Below are 17,635 nucleotides of genomic sequence, written 5' to 3' on the forward strand. Positions count from 1 at the left end.
CCTAACCGGCCTTGCGGTGCCGCTCGCGAAGCCCCAGCACCTCGGCGAGGAACGCGCCCGTGTGGCTGCCCTCGACCTCGGCGACCTGCTCCGGCGTGCCGGTCGCGACGATCTGGCCGCCGCCCGAGCCGCCCTCGGGACCGAGGTCGACGATCCAGTCGGCCGACTTGATCACATCGAGGTTGTGCTCGATCACGATCACCGAGTTGCCCTTGTCGACCAGGCTGTTCAGCACCTCCAGCAGTCGTCGCACGTCCTCGAAGTGCAGGCCGGTGGTCGGCTCATCGAGCACGTACACGGTGCGGCCGTTGCTGCGACGCTGGAGCTCGGTCGCGAGCTTGACGCGCTGCGCCTCGCCGCCGGACAGGGTCGTGGCCGACTGACCGAGCCGCACGTAGCCGAGACCCACATCCACGAGGGTCTTCATGTAGCGGTGGATGGCCTGGATCGGCTCGAAGAACTCGGCCGCCTCGGCGATCGACATCTCGAGCACCTCGGCGATGTTCTTGCCCTTGTAGTGCACCTGCAGCGTGTCGCGGTTGTAGCGCTTGCCGTGGCAGACCTCGCAGTCGACGTAGACGTCGGGCAGGAAGTTCATCTCGATCTTCAGCGTGCCGTCGCCCGAGCATGCCTCGCACCGGCCGCCCTTGACGTTGAAGCTGAAGCGCCCCGCCTGGTAGCCGCGCACCTTCGCCTCGGGCGTCTCGGCGAAGAGGCTGCGGATGCGGTCGAAGACGCCCGTGTACGTGGCGGGGTTGGAGCGCGGGGTGCGACCGATCGGCGCCTGGTCGACGTGCACCACCTTGTCGAGGTGCTCGAGACCCGTGACCCGCGTGTGCTTGCCCGCGACCCGGCGCGCGCCGTTGAGGCGCGTGGCCAGCACCTCGTACAGGATGTCGTTCACGAGCGTCGACTTGCCCGATCCGCTCACCCCGGTGACCGCCGTCAGCACGCCGAGCGGGAACTCGGCCGTGACGTCCCGCAGGTTGTTCTCGCGGGCGCCGACGACCTTGAGCGCGCGCTTCCGATCGATGCGGCGTCGCTTCGCGGGAGTCGGGATCTCACGGCGGCCCGACAGATAGTCGCCCGTGATGGAGCCCGTGTCGGAGAGAAGCTGCTCGTAGGGCCCCGAGTGGACCACCTCGCCGCCGCCCTCGCCGGCGCCGGGACCGATGTCGACGATCCAGTCGGCGGCCTCGATGGTCTCCTCGTCGTGCTCGACCACGACGAGCGTGTTGCCGAGATCGCGGAGGGTGATCAGGGTCTCGATGAGCCGGCGGTTGTCGCGCTGGTGCAGACCGATGGAGGGCTCATCGAGCACATAGAGCACCCCCGTGAGCCCCGTGCCGATCTGCGTGGCCAGGCGGATACGCTGCGCCTCGCCGCCCGACAGCGAGCCGGCGGCGCGGCTGAGCGTGAGGTAGTTCAGGCCCACGCGGATGAGGAAGTCGAGACGCACGCGGATCTCGCGCAGCACCTGCGCGGCGATGTGGGCCTCGCGGTCGGTCAGCGTCAGCAGATCCATGAAGCCGCGCGCGTCCTCGAGGCTCAGGTGCGACACCTCGGCGATCGAGCGGTCGTGGATCTTGACCGCGAGCACCTCGGGCTTGAGGCGGTCGCCATCGCACACGGGGCAGGGCACCTCGCGAAGGTACTCGCCCCAGCGCTGCCGCTGGCTGTCGCTCTCGGCCTGCGACCACTGCCGCTCGATGTACGGCACGACGCCCTCGAAGCCGCTCGCGTAGCGCACCTCGCGGCCCCAGCGGTTCTTGTAGCGGACGTTGACGTTGTAGCCCTCGCCGTAGAGCACGGCCTCCTTGACCGACTTCGGCAGCGCGCGCCACGGGGTGTCGAGCGAGAAGCCGAGATCGTGCGCGAGGCCGACGAGCAGACGCTCGTAGTACTGGAAGAGGCCCTTGCCCTGGGTCGTCCACGGAACGATGACGCCCTCGCGGATCGACAGATCCTCGTCGCCGAGCATGAGCTCGACATCGACCGACATGCGGGTGCCCAGACCGGAGCACGCCGGACACGCGCCGAACGGCGCGTTGAACGAGAAGGTGCGCGGCTCGATCTCGGTGAGCTGCAGCGCATGGCCGTTCGGGCAGGCGAGCTTCTCGGAGAACGACTGCCACGCGTCGTCGCCCTCTTCGTCCACGAGGTTGACCTGCACGACGCCGCCCGCGAGCCCCAGGGCCGTCTCGACCGAGTCGGTGATGCGCCCCAGCATGTCGCCGCGGGCGACCAGCCGGTCGACGACGACCGCGATGTCGTGCTTGTAGCTCTTCTTCAGCGTGGGAGGCTCGGCCAGCTGGATGAGCTCGCCGTCGACGATCGCGCGCGAGTACCCCTTGGCTCCCAGCTCCTTGAAGAGGTCGACGAACTCCCCCTTCTTCTGGCTCACCACGGGGGCCACGACCTGGTAGCGGGTGCCCTCGGGCAGAGCGTGCAGCTGGTCGGCGATCTGCTGCACGGTCTGCCGCTGGATCCGCTCACCGCATTCGGGACAGTGCGGCACGCCGATGCGCGCCCACAGCAGACGCATGTAGTCGTAGATCTCGGTGATGGTGCCCACCGTCGAGCGCGGGTTGCGGTTCGTCGACTTCTGGTCGATCGACACGGCAGGGCTCAGGCCCTCGATGAAGTCGACGTCGGGGCGGTCGACCTGACCCAGGAACTGGCGCGCGTACGCGCTCAGCGACTCGACGTAGCGGCGCTGACCCTCGGCGAAGATCGTGTCGAACGCCATGCTGGACTTGCCGGAGCCCGACAGGCCCGTGAAGACGACCATGGAGTCGCGCGGGATCTCGAGATCGACGTTCTTCAGATTGTGCACGCGGGCACCGCGAACACTGATCTTTCCGGGGCTGGAGACAGGGACGATCGGCACGATTCCAGTCTAGGCGCCCCCACCGACATCCGGACGTTTGTTCGAACCGGCGGGAGCGATGCTCAGCGGAAGCCCAGGCTCACACCGTCCGGTCGAGGCGACCCGAGAACGGCCTCAGCGCGTCTCGCAGGGCGGCGACCTCGTCGACCGTCATCCCGACGCGGTTCATGATCTGCTCGGGCACCGCGAGAGCGCGCTCGCGCAGCGCGAGCCCCTCTTCCGTCAGATCGATGTCGAGGCGGCGCTCGTCGTCGACGCGCCGCGTGCGGCGCACCAGCCCCTGAGCCTCCAGACGCTTCACGAGCGGCGACGCCGTGGCCGGATCGAAGGCCAGCTCCTCGGCGATCTCGCCGAGTGAGCGGGGCGCGCTCTCCCAGAGCGCCAGCATCACCAGGTACTGCGGGTGAGTGAGCCCCAGGGGCTCCAGCACCGGCCGGTAGATGGACACGACGTTCCGAGCCGCCGTCACGATCGCGAAGCAGAGCTGGTTCTCGAGCTTCAGCAGATCGTCCTTCGAGTTCTGCACGGGACCATCCTAACCACCGGGCATTTAGTACACTAAGCGTTATGGCAGAGAAGACTCCCCTGCGAGACCGCATCCGCGAGGCGGGCGGCCTCTACCAGTGGGCCAACACGACGCTGATCCGCCTGGCCGGCCCGCCGCACGTGAGCCCCAACCTGCCCCGCAACCGCGACGCCGACCCGTGCGCGAACTGCGGGCGCCGCCGCGACGAGCACACGCAGGACGCCGCCGGCGCGCTGGTCTGTCCCACGAGCTGACGCTCGCGCGAGCCTGCCCGTCGCCGCGGAGTCCGCGGACTCACGCGTGCCCGGCCTTCTCCATCTGCCGCAGCTCGCGCTTGAGGTCCTGCACTTCGTCTCGCAATCGCGCCGCCAGCTCGAACTTGAGCTCCTCGGCCGCCGCGAGCATCTGCTGCGTGAGATCGGCGATCGCGCCCTCGAGCTGCTGAGCACCCTCGGCGGCGATGCCCTCGCGCTTGCGCACGGGCGTGGGGCTCTTGCCCTTGCCGCTCTTGAGACGCGACGCGTCGCGCTGGGAGAGCAGCGCGTCGGTGTCTGCGCCCTCCCGTGCCAGCTGATCGGTGATGTCGGCGATGCGCTTGCGCAGCGGCTGCGGGTCGATACCGTTCTCGCGGTTGTACGCCATCTGGATCTCGCGGCGCCGCTCGGTCTCCTCGATCGCGTTCTTCATCGAATCGGTCATCGTGTCGGCGTACATGTGCACCTGACCCGAGACGTTGCGCGCCGCGCGTCCGATGGTCTGGATGAGCGACGTGCCCGACCGCAGGAAGCCCTCCTTGTCGGCGTCGAGGATCGCCACGAGCGAGACCTCGGGCAGGTCGAGCCCCTCGCGCAGCAGATTGATGCCGACCAGCACGTCGTACACGCCCTGACGCAGTTCGGTGAGGAGCTCGACACGGCGCAGCGTGTCGACGTCGGAGTGCAGGTAGCGCACGCGCACGCCATGCTCGCCGAGGAAGTCGGTCAGCTCCTCTGCCATCTTCTTGGTGAGCGTCGTCACGAGCACGCGCTCGTCCCGATCCACGCGGATGCGGATCTGCTCGAGCAGATCGTCGATCTGTCCCTTCGACGGCTTCACCACGATCTCGGGGTCGACGAGCCCCGTCGGACGGATGATCTGCTCGACCACTCCGTCGGCGATGCCCATCTCGTACTTGCCCGGCGTCGCCGACAGGTACACGGTCTGGCCGATGCGGTTCTTGAACTCGTCCCAGCGCAGCGGGCGGTTGTCCATCGCGCTCGGCAGACGGAAGCCGTGCTCCACCAGCGTGCGCTTGCGCGAGGCGTCGCCCTCGTACATCGCGCCGATCTGCGGCACGGTCACGTGCGACTCGTCGATGACCAGCAGGAAGTCGTCGGGGAAGAAGTCGAGCAGCGTGTGCGGCGGCTCGCCCGCCATGCGACCGTCGAGGTGGCGCGAGTAGTTCTCGATGCCCGAGCAGAACCCCAGCTGCTGCAGCATCTCGAGGTCGAACGTCGTGCGCATGCGCAGGCGCTGCGCCTCGAGCAGCTTGCCCTGCTGCTCGAACTCCTTCAGGCGCTCCTCGAGCTCGTGCTCGATGGTCTTGATCGCGCGCTGGACCGTGTCGGTTCCCGCGGCGTAGTGGGTGGCCGGGAAGATCGCGACCGCGTCCATCCGCTCGAGCACGTCGCCCGTGAGCGGATGCAGCTTGTACAGCGCCTCGATCTCGTCGCCGAACAGCTCGATGCGGATCGCGTGCTCCTCGTACACGGGGATGATCTCGATCGTGTCGCCGCGCACCCGGAAGTTGCCGCGCGAGAAGTCGACGTCGTTGCGGTTGTACTGCATCGCGATGAACTGCCGGATGAGCGCGTCGCGGTCGTACCGCTCCCCCACCTGCAGGGCGACGAGCGCGCGGAGGTACTCCTCGGGCGAGCCCAGGCCGTAGATGCACGAGACGGTGCTGACCACCACGACGTCGCGCCGGCTGAGCAGCGAGTTGGTCGTGGAGTGGCGCAGTCGCTCGACCTCGGCATTGATCGACGAGTCCTTCTCGATGAAGGTGTCCGTCTGCGGCACGTACGCCTCGGGCTGGTAGTAGTCGTAGTACGACACGAAGTACTCGACCGCGTTGTTGGGCAGCAGGTCGCGGAACTCATTGGCCAGCTGCGCCGCCAGCGTCTTGTTGTGCGCCATGACCAGCGTGGGCCGCTGCACCTGCTCGATGAGCCATGCCGTCGTCGCCGACTTGCCCGTGCCCGTCGCGCCCAGCAGCACGACATCCGTCTCGCCCGCGTTGATGCGGGCCGCGAGTTCCGCGATCGCCTTGGGCTGGTCACCCGACGGCATGTACTCGCTGATCACCTCGAACGGGCGCACACTGCGGGTGGTGGTCTGCATGTCTCCAGCCTAGAAGGGGCCACCGACACGCCGGCCCGTGCGCACACCGCTCGCGGCCGACACTCAGCCGGTGACGCGGCCGGTCAGCATCCGGAACCGGATGCGCGCCCCGGCGGGAAGCTGGCCGGCGAGGTCGAGGTCGGCGTCGACGACCGCCGCGATGACCGGGTAGCCGCCGGTCAGCGGATGATCCGCCAGAAAGAGCACCGGCTGCCCGTCAGGTGGAACCTGCAGGGCACCCGCAACCGTGGCCTCGCTCGGAAGCTCGCCGACCACCGCACGCGCGAGCGGCGTGTCGCCCTCCAGGCGCATGCCCACGCGATCCGACCGCGGCGTCACGGTCCACTCCCGCCCCACGAGCGACTCCCGCGCCGAGGGCGTGAACCAGTCGTCGCGGGGGCCGAGCACGATCCTCAGCACGACCACGTCGCCCGGCGCCGGGAGCGAAGGCGGCGGTGGCGGCGCGGGCTCGACCGCCGTGCGCACCGCCGACGGTCCGCGCAGGGGCAGCACACACCCCGCCGCGAGCGTGGCACCGCCGACCTCACGCGCGCCGATGTCGGCGAGCGTGTCGCTCGAGAGGCTTCCGAGCACGGGCGTCAGAGCGAGGCCACCGCGGATCGCGATGGTGGCGCGGAGGCCGGCGCGAGCCGGCCCCAGGTGCAGCTCGTCACCGGTCTGCACCGGCGCCGGAGCCGCATGCGAGAGCGGCAGCACGTCGCCATCCGGATGGACGAGCACGGGGTCCATCGCCGCCCCGGAGACCGCCACGACGCCCGGTCCGCGGAACCGCAGCACCGCGCCCCCGCCGGCGAGCTCGAGCGCCGCGGCGTGCGGCGGGTTGCCCACCGCCTCGTTCGCCGCCCGCAGCGCGCGCCGATCCGCGGCGCCCGATCGCGACACGCCCCATCGCGCGTGCCCGGAGCGTCCGCCATCCTGCACCGTGAGCTGGGCGCCCGGCGACACCACCTCGACCGCGTGCGGGCCGACCACGGGCATGCGCGCTCGAGATGGTGTCGGCGCCGGCACCATGCGGCCGGTGGGCATCGGTCGCTCGACGGCCTCGAAGCGCACGCGGGTGCCGGGGGCCAGCAGCGCGGGCGGCTCGCGTCGAAGGTCCCACATCGGGACGTCCGTGCGGCCGATCAGCTGCCATCCGCCCGGACTCTCGCGCGGATACACGCCCGAGTACGGACCGGCGAGCGCGACCGATCCGGCCGGGATGCGCGTGCGCGGCGAGGCGCGGCGCGGCACGTCGAACAGCGGGTCGTCGCCGACGAGGTATCCGAATCCCGGTGCGAACCCCGTGAACGCGACCCGCCATGACGCTCCGGAGTGCCGCGCCACGAGCTCGTCGACGCTCACGCCGAGGGCGGCCGCGACGTCGGCCAGATCCTCCCCGTCGTAACGCACCGCGATCGCGATGGTCGGTCCGTGCCCGGCAGGGACATCCGGCGCCGGAAGGGTCTCGAGGATCTCGCGCAGGCGCCCGGCCGTGACCCTCAGCGGATCGAAGCGCACGAGCACCGTGCGGGCGGCCGGGACCAGCTCGTGCACGCCCGGCACATCGGCCTCCGACAGCGCGGCGTGCAGCCGCATCGCGCCCGCGAGATCGGCCTCCTCGACCAGCAGCGCACGGTCGGAGACCGGAAGGATGCGCCTGGGTGCAGTCATCCCGTCGCGCCCGCGAACGGAGCCAGCCGCACGCCGGCGACCTCGAGGCGCGTGCGCACGGCCCGCGCCATCGCGACCGCCCCCGGGCTGTCGCCATGCACGCACACCGAGTCCGCACGGACGTGCACGTCGCTGCCGTCGACCGCGCGCACCGTTCCCTCCGTCGCGAGCCGGAGCATGCGCCGCGCCACCGCGTCGGCGTCGTGCAGCACGCCTCCCGGCTCGCCGCGCGGCACGAGCTCGCCCGAGGGCGCGTAGCCGCGGTCGGCGAAGGCCTCGGCCGCCGTGGCGAGGCCCGCTCGGTGCGCGACGTGGAGCACGACGCTGCCCGCCAGTCCGAGCAGCACCAGCGAAGGATCGACCGCGCGCACCGCGGCGACGACGTCTCGCGCCTGCCGTTCGTCGCGCGCGATCGCGTTGTACAGGGCGCCATGGGGTTTGACGTAGCGAACGGGAACCCCCGCCGCCGACGCGAGGCCGAGCAGCGCGTCGAGCTGCCGCTCCACCTCGGACTGCAGAGCCGCCGACGACAGTGCCAGGGCGCGACGCCCGAAGCCCTCCCGGTCGGGATAGCCGGGGTGGGCTCCCACTGCGACGCCGTGCGCGGCGGCGTCGGAGAGCGTCCGACGGATGCCCTCCGGCGTGCCCGCGTGCGCCCCGCACGACACGTTCGCGCTCGTGACCACCCGCAGCATGGCCTCGTCATCGGCCACCACGCGCGCGGGCTCGTTCTCGCCGAGGTCGGAGTTCAGGTCGATCGAGGTCATCGCGCGTCCCGGCTCAGCGGTGGAGCGAGTCCCACAGCGCGTCGGTCTGCGCCAGCGTCTCCTCCATCGTGCCCGACGTGTCGATCACGACATCGGCGAGCTTCAGACGCTCCTCGTCGGGCACCTGGTTGGCGACCCGCGCGCGCGCCTCGTCCTCCGACATGCCGCGGTGCGCCACCATGCGCGCCACCCGCATGTCGACCGGGGCGTGGGCCACGACGATGCGGTCCCACTCCCCCGCCCCCCGCGCCTCGGCGAGCAGCGGCACGTCGTACACGACCACCGCGCGCGGATCGGCGTCGAAGGCGGCGCGGAACCGGCGCTGCGACTCCTCCTTGACCGCGGGATGAACGATGCCGTTGAGCCGCCCGAGCTTGTCGCGGTCGCCGAACACGAGCGTCCCCAGCGTCCCGCGATCCAGCTCGCCATCGGCAGTCAGCACCTCCGGCCCGAACTCGGCGGCGATCGCGGCGAGCACCGGCTGGCCCGGCTGCTGCAGTTCGCGCACGAGCGCATCCGCGTCGATGACGACGGCGCCGTGCTCGGCGAGCCGCCGCGCGATCGTGGACTTGCCGGACGCGATCCCGCCCGTGAGAGCGACAAGGGGCATGGCGACAGTCTTCCATGCCCTCACCGCCGCACTGCGCCGGAGGCGTTGCCCACGGTTCGCTCAGAGCACGACCGTCTCGCCATCCGCCCGGCGCACGACCAGCCGGAAGCGGGCAGGCGACCCCTGCACGACCTCGGCCGCCGCCCCGTCCGGAAGCCCGAGCGCGTCGTACGCGCGACGGAGGGGCGCGGGATCCGGCTCGATGCGCTGGAACGACACGATCTCGAGGGTCGGGATGCGGCTCAGACCTGGTTGCTCGGTCGCGCCCCAATCGATGAGGAAGGGCCTGTCGAAATCGGCGTCACCGCGCGTGAGCCGCCATTGCAGCAGCGTGCCGTCGGGCCTGCGGCGCGAGAGCTCCCAGACGTCGCCCGGGTCGACGCCGCGCCGGCGCGCGCCCGCGACCACCGCGTCGATGTCGTCGGGATGGATCGCGTAGGTCACGATGGCGGGGCCGTCGAGCCGATCGATGCCGAACGTCGTGACCGGCTCCTCGCGCGCGGCATCGGGGTCCGGCCCGATCAGCTCGACGTAGTGCGGCGCTCGGTTGCCGTCCACCGTGAGCGCGACGAGCGCGTTCGCGGTGCCGGTCGGGTGGGCGCCGCCAGGCGCCGCGGTGACGCCGGTGCGCTCGGCGAACCACCCGACCAGCTCGGCGAGATCCGGACCGGCGATGACGACGTGGTCGAGCAGCCGCGGCACGCTCATCCGTCGGCCTTCGCCGCGCGACGAGCGGGCACCTCCGGCTCGCCGAGCGACAGCATGAGCCGGTTGGCCCAGTTGAAGAACGCCGCACCTCCCAGGACGTCCGCGATGGCCGCGTCGTCGAGCCCCGCGCGGCGCAGTCGCGCGATGTCGTCGGAGCCGAACGCGAGGGGCGTGTCGGCGAGGGCCACCGAGGCCGCCACCACGGCGTTCCATCGCTCATCGCCGAGATCGGCGCCCACGCCCTCGTCGAGCAGCCGCTGCACGTCGTCGCGACGCCCTGATTCGCGCGTGGCGGCCGCGGCGTGCACCGAGGCGCAGAACACGCAGCCGTTGTGGCGCGACGTCGCGGCCGCGGCGAGCTCGCGCTCGGCACGGGCCGCCCCGCCCTCGGTGTTGAAGAAGATGTCGAGATCGGTCAGCGTGCGCGCCTCGAGCGCCGCGGCATCCCGCGCGAGCAGCCGGAAGTACGGCATCTTCGCGCGCGCCGGCTCGATCAGCGCGGTGCGCTGCTCGTCGGTCAGCTCGTCCTCCGGCACGGGGGCGAGCCACGGCACCCACCCCAGGCCCTCCTGGGTGAAGCGATCGGGCCGCGCCAGCTCGGGGTACTCGGTCACGAGCTCGGTCATCGCACTGCTCCTTCGGTCGTGGCGGAGCCGGCCGTCTCATGGCCGGTGGCCGGGTTCTGGTCGAGCGCACGCAGGCCCCACGCCAGGCGCAGCTGGAAGCTCAGGAAGGACACGAGCTGCGACAGCGTCACGATGTCGTCGGCGCTCCATCCGGCCTCGACGAGCGCACGGATCGCGGCGGCGCTCGCCTCACGCGGGCGGAAGACCAGCAGGTGCGCGTGCGTGAAGGCGGCGGCGAGGCGAGGCCCGAGGTCGTCGGCCGGCGCGCTCCACGCGGGCCCCGACGCGCTCTCCCGCGCGAGCCCCGGCTCCCGGTAGACGCCGTAGGGCCCCGAGCTCGCTCCGTCGGCCGCCGCGGCCGCGACGACGCCGACGAGAGCCGGATCCTCGTCGGCCAGCAGGTCGGCATAGAACTCCGCAGCGCGGTCGAACCCGTGCAGGTCTGCCACGAAGGCGGCCACGGCGTATCGCTCTCCGAGCGGGAAGGCCCCCGGTTCGGCGGGCTCGAGAAGCGCCGCGAAGCTGCGCTGCGCGTTCTCGCGCGCCTGCGGGCGCTGCGCGCGCACCGCGTCGAGCCGGCTGCCCGGCGCGATGCCGGCCAGCAGATCGACGATGTCGGCCTGCGGCGCGGTGCCGCCAGGGGTCTGCTGCGTGGTCATGCGGTCGCCTTTCCGTGGGTGAGATGTGCGGCACCGAGCGCGTCGAACGCCGCGGGCCCTGTGACATACCCGAGGCGCGGTGCGACCTCGGTGGCGAGCAGCTCGAGCGAGCGCAGCGTGATCTCGTGCGGCGCGTCGATCGAGTGCACCTGGAACGACACGTCGGTCGAGGCGGCGATCGCCCGGTCGGCGGCGAGCGAGGCCGCGACCTCGTCGGGCGTGCCCACGTGCGTGTCGGTCAGGCGCGCGACCTCGTCGATGCCGAGACCGGCCGTGTCGACCCCGAGCATGCCCTCGGCCAGCTCGCGCAGCCCGCGCTCGGCCAGCTCCAGCACGCGCGTGCGGTTCTCCTCGTCCACGACCACGGCCGTGCGCGACGCCAGCACGCGGAAGGGCGCGCCCTCGGGGAGCGCCTCGCGGTACGCCTCGATGATCGGCAGCTGCAGATCGTGCAGCGGCAGGTCCTGACCCCCCGGACGTGGCTGCGTGCGCGAGAGCAGCAGCCCGTCGCCGTCGCGGCCCGCGCGCACGCCGCCGTCGACCGAGAAGGTGGCCTGCCAGATGCGGCGGTCCAGGTCGCCGCCCGCGGGGTAGATGCGCGCGTCGGTGCCGCGGATGCCGCGACCGGAGAGCGCGTCGCGGAACACCGCGAAGTGGTCCGCGAAGATCTCCCGCCGCCGATCCGCCGCGCGCCCGAAAGGCGCGAACGACGAGGGCGTGCCGCCGGATGCCACGCCCAGCTGCACGCGTCCGCCGCTCAGCGCGTCGAGCACGCTCGCGTCCTCGGCCGCCCGCAGCGGGTCGTCGATCGGCAGCGTCACCACCCCGGTCGCGAGCGCGATGCGCGACGTGCGCTCTGCCGCGGCCGCGAGCAGCACGAACGGCGAGGGCAGGCCGCCCTCATGCTCGCCGAAGTGGTGCTGCGCGACCCAGGCCGACGCGAAGCCGCATGCCTCGGCCTGGGCGATCTGCTCGATCGCGAAGCGGTACCGGTCGGCGGCCGGGGCCTGCTCCAGCAGCCGGCTGAAGAATCCGATGCGCGGTCCGTCGGGGGCGGGAGTCATTCGGCGTCCTCCTGGGAGACGAGGGCGGGCCGGAAGGCCACGCCGGGGATGGCGGCGATCAGCCGCCGCGTGTAGGGGTGCTCGGGCGCGTCGAACACGCGCGCCGTCGCCCCGTGCTCGACCTGCCGGCCGCGCTGCAGCACCGACACCGTGTCGGCGATCTGCCGCACAACCGCCAGGTCGTGGGAGATGAAGACGTAGGTGAGCCCCAGCTCATCCTGCAGCCGCGCCAGCAGCCGCAGGATCTGCGCCTGCACCGTCACATCGAGCGCGGAGACGGCCTCATCCAGCACGACGAGCTCGGGCTCGAGGATGAGCGCGCGTGCGATCGCGACGCGCTGCCGCTGCCCGCCCGACAGCTCGCTCGGACGGCGATGGGCGATCTCGGGCGCGAGCGCCACCTGCTCGAGGTGATGCGCCACCTTCTCGGCTCGGTCGGCGCGCGAGCCGAGGCCGAAGTTCTCGAGGGGCTCGGCCAGGATGCGTCCGATCGACTGCCGCGGATCCAGCGACGCGTACGGGTTCTGGTACACCAGCTGGGCGACGCGGCGGAACGCGCGCGCCGAGTGCGCGCCGGTGACGTCGACGTCGCCCACCCGGATCGACCCGGCGGTGGGCCGGTTCAGGCCCGCGATGCTGCGCCCCGTCGTGGTCTTGCCCGAACCCGACTCGCCCACCAGCGCGTGCGTGGTGCCGCGCGCGACCGTGAACGACACGTCGTCGACCGCGACGAACGGCTCGCGCGCGCCGCCACGGTACTCCTGACGCAGGCCGCGCACCTCGACGAGCGGCCGCTCCCCCGGCGCCGGCTGGTGCGGCGCGCGCTCGACGATGCGGGCCAGCGACGGCGCGTCCGACAGCAGCGTGCGAGTGTAATCGGCCGACGGCGCGGTCAGCACCTGAGCCGACGGCCCGGTCTCCTCCACCTGCCCGCCGCGCATGACGACCAGGGCGTCGGAGTGGTCGGCCGCGACGGCGAGGTCGTGCGTGATGAACAGCACACCGCTGCCCGACTCCTCCCGCAGCCGGTCGAGCAGGTCCAGCACGCGCCGCTGCACCGTCACGTCCAGCGCGCTCGTCGGCTCGTCGGCGATCACGAGCTCGGGCTCGAGCGCGAGCGCCGCGGCGATCAGCACGCGCTGCCGCATGCCGCCCGACAGCTCGTGCGGGTACTGTCGCGCGCGCCGTTCGGGGTCGTCGATGTCGACGCGTTCGAGCAGCTCGAGCACGCGCGCCTCGATCTTGCGACGGTCCTTCCACCCGTGGATGCGCAGCGCCTCGCCCACGCTCGCGCCGATCGTCGCGACGGGGTTCAGCGAGGTGCCCGGATCCTGCGGGATGAGCGCCACGCAGCGACCGCGCAGGCCACGCCAACGGCGCTCGGACAGTCCCACGAGCTCCGTCACTCCCTCGCGCCGCTCGTTGAGCAGGATGCTGCCACCGGCCACGCGTCCGCTGCGCGCGAGCAGGCCGATCGCGGTCTGGGCGACCGTCGACTTGCCCGATCCGGACTCGCCGACCAGCGCGGTCGTGCGGCCCGCCTCCACCTCGAACGAGACGCCGTCGACGGCCGTCACCTCGCCGTGGCCCGTCCGGTACGCGACCCGCAGGTCGCGGATCTCCAGCAGCGGGCGGGTCATCCGCGATCCTCTCTTCCGATGGCCTGGCTCAGGCGGTTGGTGGCCAGCACGACGAGCGCGACGATCGCGCCGGGCAGCACCGTGAGCCACCACGCGGTGGCGACGTAGCTGCGCCCCTCGGCGATCAGCAGCCCCCATTCAGGGGTCGGCGGCGGGGCGCCGTATCCCAGGAAGCCGAGCGTCGAGATCTGCAGGATGGCCGATCCCAGCTGCAGGGCCGCCAGTGCGATCACGGGCGTGAGCGAGTTGGGCAGGATGTGCCGCCACAGCACGCTGAAGAAGGTTCCGCCCGAGCCGTAGGCGGCCTCGACGAACTCGGAGCCGCGCACGCTCACCACCTGCGAGCGCGCCAGACGGGCGAACACCGCGATCGATGTCACCCCGACCGCGATCGCCGCGTTCGTGGTGCCGAAGCCGAGCAGGATCACGACGCTGAGCGACAGCAGCAGGGCGGGGATCGCGAGCAGCACGTCGACCACGCGCATCAGGGCCTCCTCGACGGCGCCACCCACCGCACCCGCGGTCACGCCGAGGGCGGTGCCCGCCACGAGCCCCACGAGCACCGCGACGAGCGCGCCGGTGATCGACTGCGAAGCGCCGTGCACGACCCGCGTGTACAGGTCGCGGCCGGTGGCGTCCGTGCCGAAGAGGTGAGCGGCGCTCGGAGCCTGCAGCGCCACCCCGGTCGACTCGGTCGGGCTGCCGGGCGCGAACACGCCCGGCGCCAGCGCCCAGGCGAGCGCCGCGAGGATCACGACGACCGGCACGAGGGTGCCGGGACGCAGCAGCGCGCGCGGGTCGATGCGGCTGAGGCCGCGGGGAACGGAGACGGCGAGCGTCACGGGACGACCTCCCTCGGTGCGGGCGACAGGACCTCATCGGGACCGGCCGGGGCGCGGCGCCGCGACGACCGCGACGGTCGCAGCCGCGGATCCAGCACGGGATACAGCAGATCGACCACGAGGTTGATGAGGACGAACACCACGGTCGACAGGATCACGACCGCCAGCAGCACCGGCGTGTCGCGGTTGGCCACGGCCTGCGCGGTGAGCTGGCCGATCCCCGCCCGCGCGAACACCGCCTCGGTCACGACCGCGCCGCCCACCAGCTCGCCGAACAGCAGTCCCGCCATGGTCAGCGTCGGCACGAGCGCGTTGCGTGCGACGTTGCGCCACAGCAGCCACGATGTGCTCGCCCCGCGGGCGCGCACGACGGAGACGAAGGGCTGCTCGCGCACCTCGTCGATGCTGCGCATCAGCACCTGCGCGAGCGGCGCCGCGATCGGGATCGCGAGGGTCGCGACCGGCAGGATGAGCGCCTCGACGGGGTCGGCCCCGATGACGGGGACGAGCCCGAGCCGGAACGAGAAGACCTGCACGAGCACGATCCCGATCCAGAACACCGGCAGCGAGACGAGGAACGGCGGGATGCCGCGGAACAGCCGGCGCAGCCACGCCGCGCCGCCGTACGTGGCGGTGAACGCGATCGTCACGGCGAGGAACACCGCGACGGCCAGGCCGAGCCCCGCGAGCACGAGAGTCGATGGCAGCGCGGTGGCGATCAGGGCGCCGACCGCCGCCCCGCTCGCCACCGAGTAGCCGAACTCGCCGCGCAGCACGCCCAGCGTCGAGTCGACGTAGCGCTCGACCAGGCTGCGATCCGCGCCGTAGGCGGCCCGGATCTCAGCCAGCTGCTCCTTGGAGAGGCCGAGCTCGGGGCTGCCGTACCGCGCCAGCACCGCATCGCCCGGCAGCGCCGCGAGCAGCAGGTAGGCCACGGTGTAGGTGAGCGCCAGCACGAGAAGCGCCCGGCCCACCCGCCGCAGGATGTACGCCATGCGGACCGTCAGCGGTTCAGCCACGTCGCGTAGAACGACGGGCGTCCCACGGACTCGGTCTCGAAGCCCTGCACGTCGGCGCGGAGCCCGAATACCTGCGGCTCCTCGAAGATCGGCAGGAAGTAGGCGTTCTCGGCGATGTGCCGCTGCGCCGCCTCCGAGGCCGTCTGTCGCTCCTCGGTCGTCGGGGCTGAGGCGATTGCCGCGAGGAGCTCGTCGAGCTCCGGGTCGCCGACGCTGTCGTCCTCGTTCGAGCGGTTCAGCAGGGCGTTGCGGTTGTCGCTGTGGAACTGCGACTTGATCACGTCGAAATCGGCGCGCCCGACCATCGAGTGGTACACCTGGATCGTGTCGGCCGAGAGCGAGGCCTCGGTCTGCGCGGCCTGGTCGCCCGGGAACAGCTCCACCTCGATCCCGAGCTGGGCCAGCTGCTCCTGCACGAGCGTCACGACGTCCTTCGAGCGCGGCTGGGGCAGAGCCTCGTTGAAGGTGAGGTGCAGGCGCTCCCCGTCCTTCTCGCGGATGCCGTCCGGACCCGCCGTCCATCCCGCGTCGTCCAGCAGCTGTGCCGCCTTCTCGGGGTCGTATGCGTAGTACTCCGACGTGTCGAGGTAGCCGAGCGCGGTCTTGGCCAGCGCACCGGTCGCCAGCGGGTAGCTCTCGGTGAAGAGCGTGTCGACGATCGCCTGACGATCCACGCCCGCGATGATCGCCTGGCGCACCTTCACGTCGGACAGGATGTCGTTGCGGAAGCGGAAGCTGAAGCCGTTGTTGACGCCGTTCGTGGCCGCCGAGTGCAGCGCGAGCCCGTCGGCCGCGAACTGCGGCTCGTCGGGAGCGTCGATGCCGCGCGCGACATCCGCCTGTCCCGCGACCACCGTGCCGACGCGCACGCTGCTCTCGCCGGCGACCACGAGGTTCACGCCGTCGAGCAGCGCGCGACCCTGGTGGGCGAGGGACGGCGGCGCCCAGTCATAGTCCTCCCGCGCCTCGAGCGAGACCTCGGTGCCGATCTTCTCGTCCGAGATGACGAACGGTCCGGACCCGATGACCGTCGTCGCGTTGCCCGGGCCGAACTCCTCGCCCGTCTTGTCGAGCGTCGCGTTGGACAGCAGGCCCGAGTTGATGGTCGAGGTCGCCTGGGCGAAGCCGGGCGCCGGAGCCGAGAAGTGGAAGGTCACGGTGTGGTCGTCGACGACCTCGGCGCGGTCGTAGTTGTTGATCGCCTCCGACACCGGCAGTGCGCGCTCCGCGTCGCCCTTGCCGAACAGGTCGAAGTTCTTGGCCACGTTCTCGGCGTCGACCGGCGTGCCGTCCGAGTAGGTCACGCCTTCGCGCAGCGTGAACGTGTACTGCGTGGCGTCCTCGTTGACCTCGGGAAGCTCGGCCGCGATCCACGGCTCGAGCTCCAGCGTCTCAGGGTTCTGGTACAGCAGGCGGTCGGTGATGTTGTTCACGATGCCGCCGTTCGGATAGAACCCGGCGGACGGCGGGTACAGAGTCGTCCAGGTCTGGGGCTCGAGATAGGTGAGGCTGCCGCCGGCGACGGGGTCGCCGACCGGAGCACCGCTGTCTCCGGACTGCCCGGCCGCGCAGCCCGCGACGAGCGAAGCGACCGCGGCGAGCATCGTGGTGGCGCGGATCGCGCGACCGACACGACTGCGGAGGGACCGGGGGTTCCGGGGCATGTGAGCGTCTCCTCTGGTAGGGGGACGGCCAGTCCAGCATCACCAGACGGATCGAGGGGCCGTGGCGTTCACACAGCGTCATACGGCGCTTCATAGAACGTCACACACGGCGTCCGGGCCGGTCCGCGGCGACCCTTGCCGCTGTCGGCGGCCGGCACTACGGTGAGCGCGTCCGCCCATCCACCGATGCAGAAAGGCCTCTCATGGCACACGGCGACGTCACCCACCTGGAGATCCCCGTCGGCGACTTCGAGCGCGCGAAGGAGTTCTATTCGGCGCTGTTCGGGTGGGAGTTCCAGGCCCCGCCCGGGTTCGAGGAGTACCCGATGTGGCAGGCGCCCAACAGGGTGTCGGGGGGCGCGCTGACCCCGCGCGAGGACGGGTTCACCCAGCCGCGCTCGATCGTCGAGGTCGACTCGATCGACGACACGCTGGCCAAGGTCGCCGCTTCCGGCGGCACCGTGCTCAAAGAGCGCGAGGCGATCAGCGACACCAGCTGGTGGGCCCTGTTCGAAGACCCGGACGGCAACGTGATCGGCCTGTTCGAGGGCAGCTACGAGGGCTGAC

General features: G+C 71.7%; 16 protein-coding genes. 2 read left to right on the forward strand and 14 right to left on the reverse strand.

Annotated features, from left to right (window positions below):
* Window position 1: 1 nt before the first annotated feature.
* Both uvrA and ABTW64_RS10915 read right to left on the reverse strand, forming a co-directional pair.
* Window positions 2-2,890: an excinuclease ABC subunit UvrA gene (gene uvrA, locus ABTW64_RS10910; protein ID WP_350622263.1), complete on the reverse strand. Its 2,889-nt coding sequence runs from the start codon at window positions 2,888-2,890 to the stop codon at window positions 2-4.
* A 79-nt stretch (window positions 2,891-2,969) separates the two neighbouring features.
* Window positions 2,970-3,416 carry a MarR family winged helix-turn-helix transcriptional regulator gene (locus ABTW64_RS10915; protein WP_350622265.1) on the reverse strand — a complete coding sequence of 149 codons (447 nt, stop codon included), beginning with the start codon at window positions 3,414-3,416 and terminating at the stop codon, window positions 2,970-2,972.
* A gap of 41 nt (window positions 3,417-3,457) precedes the next feature.
* Between ABTW64_RS10915 and ABTW64_RS10920 the strand changes: the two genes are divergently transcribed.
* A complete protein-coding gene (locus ABTW64_RS10920; RefSeq protein WP_350622267.1) occupies window positions 3,458-3,670 on the forward strand; it encodes a hypothetical protein in 213 nt (70 codons plus the stop codon).
* Window positions 3,671-3,710: 40 nt separating this feature from the next.
* Here the strand turns inward: ABTW64_RS10920 and uvrB are convergent, their stop codons facing one another.
* The 12 genes from uvrB to ABTW64_RS10980 all read right to left on the reverse strand — a co-directional run bounded on the left by uvrB (window position 3,711) and on the right by ABTW64_RS10980 (window position 17,008).
* Window positions 3,711-5,795, reverse strand: a complete 2,085-nt coding sequence (gene uvrB, locus ABTW64_RS10925; RefSeq protein WP_350622269.1) for an excinuclease ABC subunit UvrB — start codon at window positions 5,793-5,795, stop codon at window positions 3,711-3,713.
* 63 nt (window positions 5,796-5,858) lie between these two features.
* Complete coding sequence (locus ABTW64_RS10930) at window positions 5,859-7,469, reverse strand: 5-oxoprolinase subunit B/C family protein (protein WP_350622271.1); 1,611 nt, start codon at window positions 7,467-7,469, stop codon at window positions 5,859-5,861.
* Complete coding sequence (locus ABTW64_RS10935) at window positions 7,466-8,236, reverse strand: LamB/YcsF family protein (RefSeq protein WP_350622273.1); 771 nt, start codon at window positions 8,234-8,236, stop codon at window positions 7,466-7,468. The genes ABTW64_RS10930 and ABTW64_RS10935 overlap by 4 nt, the downstream gene beginning before the upstream one ends.
* Before the next feature lie 13 nt (window positions 8,237-8,249).
* Window positions 8,250-8,846: a dephospho-CoA kinase gene (gene coaE / locus ABTW64_RS10940; RefSeq protein WP_350622275.1), complete on the reverse strand. Its 597-nt coding sequence runs from the start codon at window positions 8,844-8,846 to the stop codon at window positions 8,250-8,252.
* A gap of 60 nt (window positions 8,847-8,906) precedes the next feature.
* Window positions 8,907-9,554 (reverse strand): VOC family protein, encoded by a 648-nt coding sequence (locus ABTW64_RS10945; protein ID WP_350622277.1) that lies wholly within the window; start codon window positions 9,552-9,554, stop codon window positions 8,907-8,909.
* Window positions 9,551-10,180, reverse strand: coding sequence for an alkylhydroperoxidase domain protein (locus ABTW64_RS10950; protein WP_350622279.1), 630 nt, complete (start codon window positions 10,178-10,180; stop codon window positions 9,551-9,553). The genes ABTW64_RS10945 and ABTW64_RS10950 overlap by 4 nt, the downstream gene beginning before the upstream one ends.
* Window positions 10,177-10,839, reverse strand: a complete 663-nt coding sequence (locus ABTW64_RS10955; protein ID WP_350622281.1) for a CMD domain protein — start codon at window positions 10,837-10,839, stop codon at window positions 10,177-10,179. Before ABTW64_RS10955 ends, ABTW64_RS10950 begins: the two co-directional genes overlap by 4 nt.
* Complete coding sequence (locus ABTW64_RS10960; RefSeq protein ID WP_350622283.1) at window positions 10,836-11,903, reverse strand: putative FMN-dependent luciferase-like monooxygenase; 1,068 nt, start codon at window positions 11,901-11,903, stop codon at window positions 10,836-10,838. Before ABTW64_RS10960 ends, ABTW64_RS10955 begins: the two co-directional genes overlap by 4 nt.
* Window positions 11,900-13,543, reverse strand: a complete 1,644-nt coding sequence (locus tag ABTW64_RS10965; RefSeq protein ID WP_350622285.1) for a dipeptide ABC transporter ATP-binding protein — start codon at window positions 13,541-13,543, stop codon at window positions 11,900-11,902. The genes ABTW64_RS10960 and ABTW64_RS10965 overlap by 4 nt, the downstream gene beginning before the upstream one ends.
* Entirely contained in the window at window positions 13,540-14,385 is an 846-nt protein-coding gene (locus tag ABTW64_RS10970; protein WP_350622287.1) for an ABC transporter permease, read from the reverse strand. The genes ABTW64_RS10965 and ABTW64_RS10970 overlap by 4 nt, the downstream gene beginning before the upstream one ends.
* The gene (locus tag ABTW64_RS10975) at window positions 14,382-15,380 is read right to left on the reverse strand and encodes an ABC transporter permease (protein WP_350622513.1); all 999 of its coding nucleotides are present in this window, start codon (window positions 15,378-15,380) and stop codon (window positions 14,382-14,384) included. Before ABTW64_RS10975 ends, ABTW64_RS10970 begins: the two co-directional genes overlap by 4 nt.
* Window positions 15,381-15,388: 8 nt before the next feature.
* Window positions 15,389-17,008 (reverse strand): TIGR04028 family ABC transporter substrate-binding protein, encoded by a 1,620-nt coding sequence (locus tag ABTW64_RS10980; protein ID WP_350622515.1) that lies wholly within the window; start codon window positions 17,006-17,008, stop codon window positions 15,389-15,391.
* A gap of 263 nt (window positions 17,009-17,271) precedes the next feature.
* Here ABTW64_RS10980 and ABTW64_RS10985 point away from each other — a divergent pair, with 263 nt between their 5' ends.
* Complete coding sequence (locus ABTW64_RS10985) at window positions 17,272-17,634, forward strand: VOC family protein (RefSeq protein ID WP_350622289.1); 363 nt, start codon at window positions 17,272-17,274, stop codon at window positions 17,632-17,634.
* Window position 17,635: the final 1 nt, after the last annotated feature.

Source organism: Microbacterium sp. NPDC096154, from assembly GCF_040302945.1.
In the GTDB taxonomy this organism is placed as follows: domain Bacteria; phylum Actinomycetota; class Actinomycetes; order Actinomycetales; family Microbacteriaceae; genus Microbacterium.

What these genes read in the sequence shown, in the direction of transcription:
- ABTW64_RS10975 (WP_350622513.1), bottom strand. Translation starts at nt 15,380, where the DNA reads ATGGCGTACATCCTGCGGCGGGTGGGCCGGGCGCTTCTCGTGCTGGCG.
- ABTW64_RS10960 (WP_350622283.1), bottom strand. Translation starts at nt 11,903, where the DNA reads ATGACTCCCGCCCCCGACGGACCGCGCATCGGATTCTTCAGCCGGCTG.
- ABTW64_RS10950 (WP_350622279.1), bottom strand. Translation starts at nt 10,180, where the DNA reads ATGACCGAGCTCGTGACCGAGTACCCCGAGCTGGCGCGGCCCGATCGC.
- ABTW64_RS10985 (WP_350622289.1), top strand. Translation starts at nt 17,272, where the DNA reads ATGGCACACGGCGACGTCACCCACCTGGAGATCCCCGTCGGCGACTTC.
- uvrB (WP_350622269.1), bottom strand. Translation starts at nt 5,795, where the DNA reads ATGCAGACCACCACCCGCAGTGTGCGCCCGTTCGAGGTGATCAGCGAG.
- ABTW64_RS10935 (WP_350622273.1), bottom strand. Translation starts at nt 8,236, where the DNA reads ATGACCTCGATCGACCTGAACTCCGACCTCGGCGAGAACGAGCCCGCG.
- ABTW64_RS10930 (WP_350622271.1), bottom strand. Translation starts at nt 7,469, where the DNA reads ATGACTGCACCCAGGCGCATCCTTCCGGTCTCCGACCGTGCGCTGCTG.
- ABTW64_RS10955 (WP_350622281.1), bottom strand. Translation starts at nt 10,839, where the DNA reads ATGACCACGCAGCAGACCCCTGGCGGCACCGCGCCGCAGGCCGACATC.
- ABTW64_RS10920 (WP_350622267.1), top strand. Translation starts at nt 3,458, where the DNA reads ATGGCAGAGAAGACTCCCCTGCGAGACCGCATCCGCGAGGCGGGCGGC.
- coaE (WP_350622275.1), bottom strand. Translation starts at nt 8,846, where the DNA reads ATGCCCCTTGTCGCTCTCACGGGCGGGATCGCGTCCGGCAAGTCCACG.
- ABTW64_RS10980 (WP_350622515.1), bottom strand. Translation starts at nt 17,008, where the DNA reads ATGCTCGCCGCGGTCGCTTCGCTCGTCGCGGGCTGCGCGGCCGGGCAG.
- ABTW64_RS10945 (WP_350622277.1), bottom strand. Translation starts at nt 9,554, where the DNA reads ATGAGCGTGCCGCGGCTGCTCGACCACGTCGTCATCGCCGGTCCGGAT.
- ABTW64_RS10965 (WP_350622285.1), bottom strand. Translation starts at nt 13,543, where the DNA reads ATGACCCGCCCGCTGCTGGAGATCCGCGACCTGCGGGTCGCGTACCGG.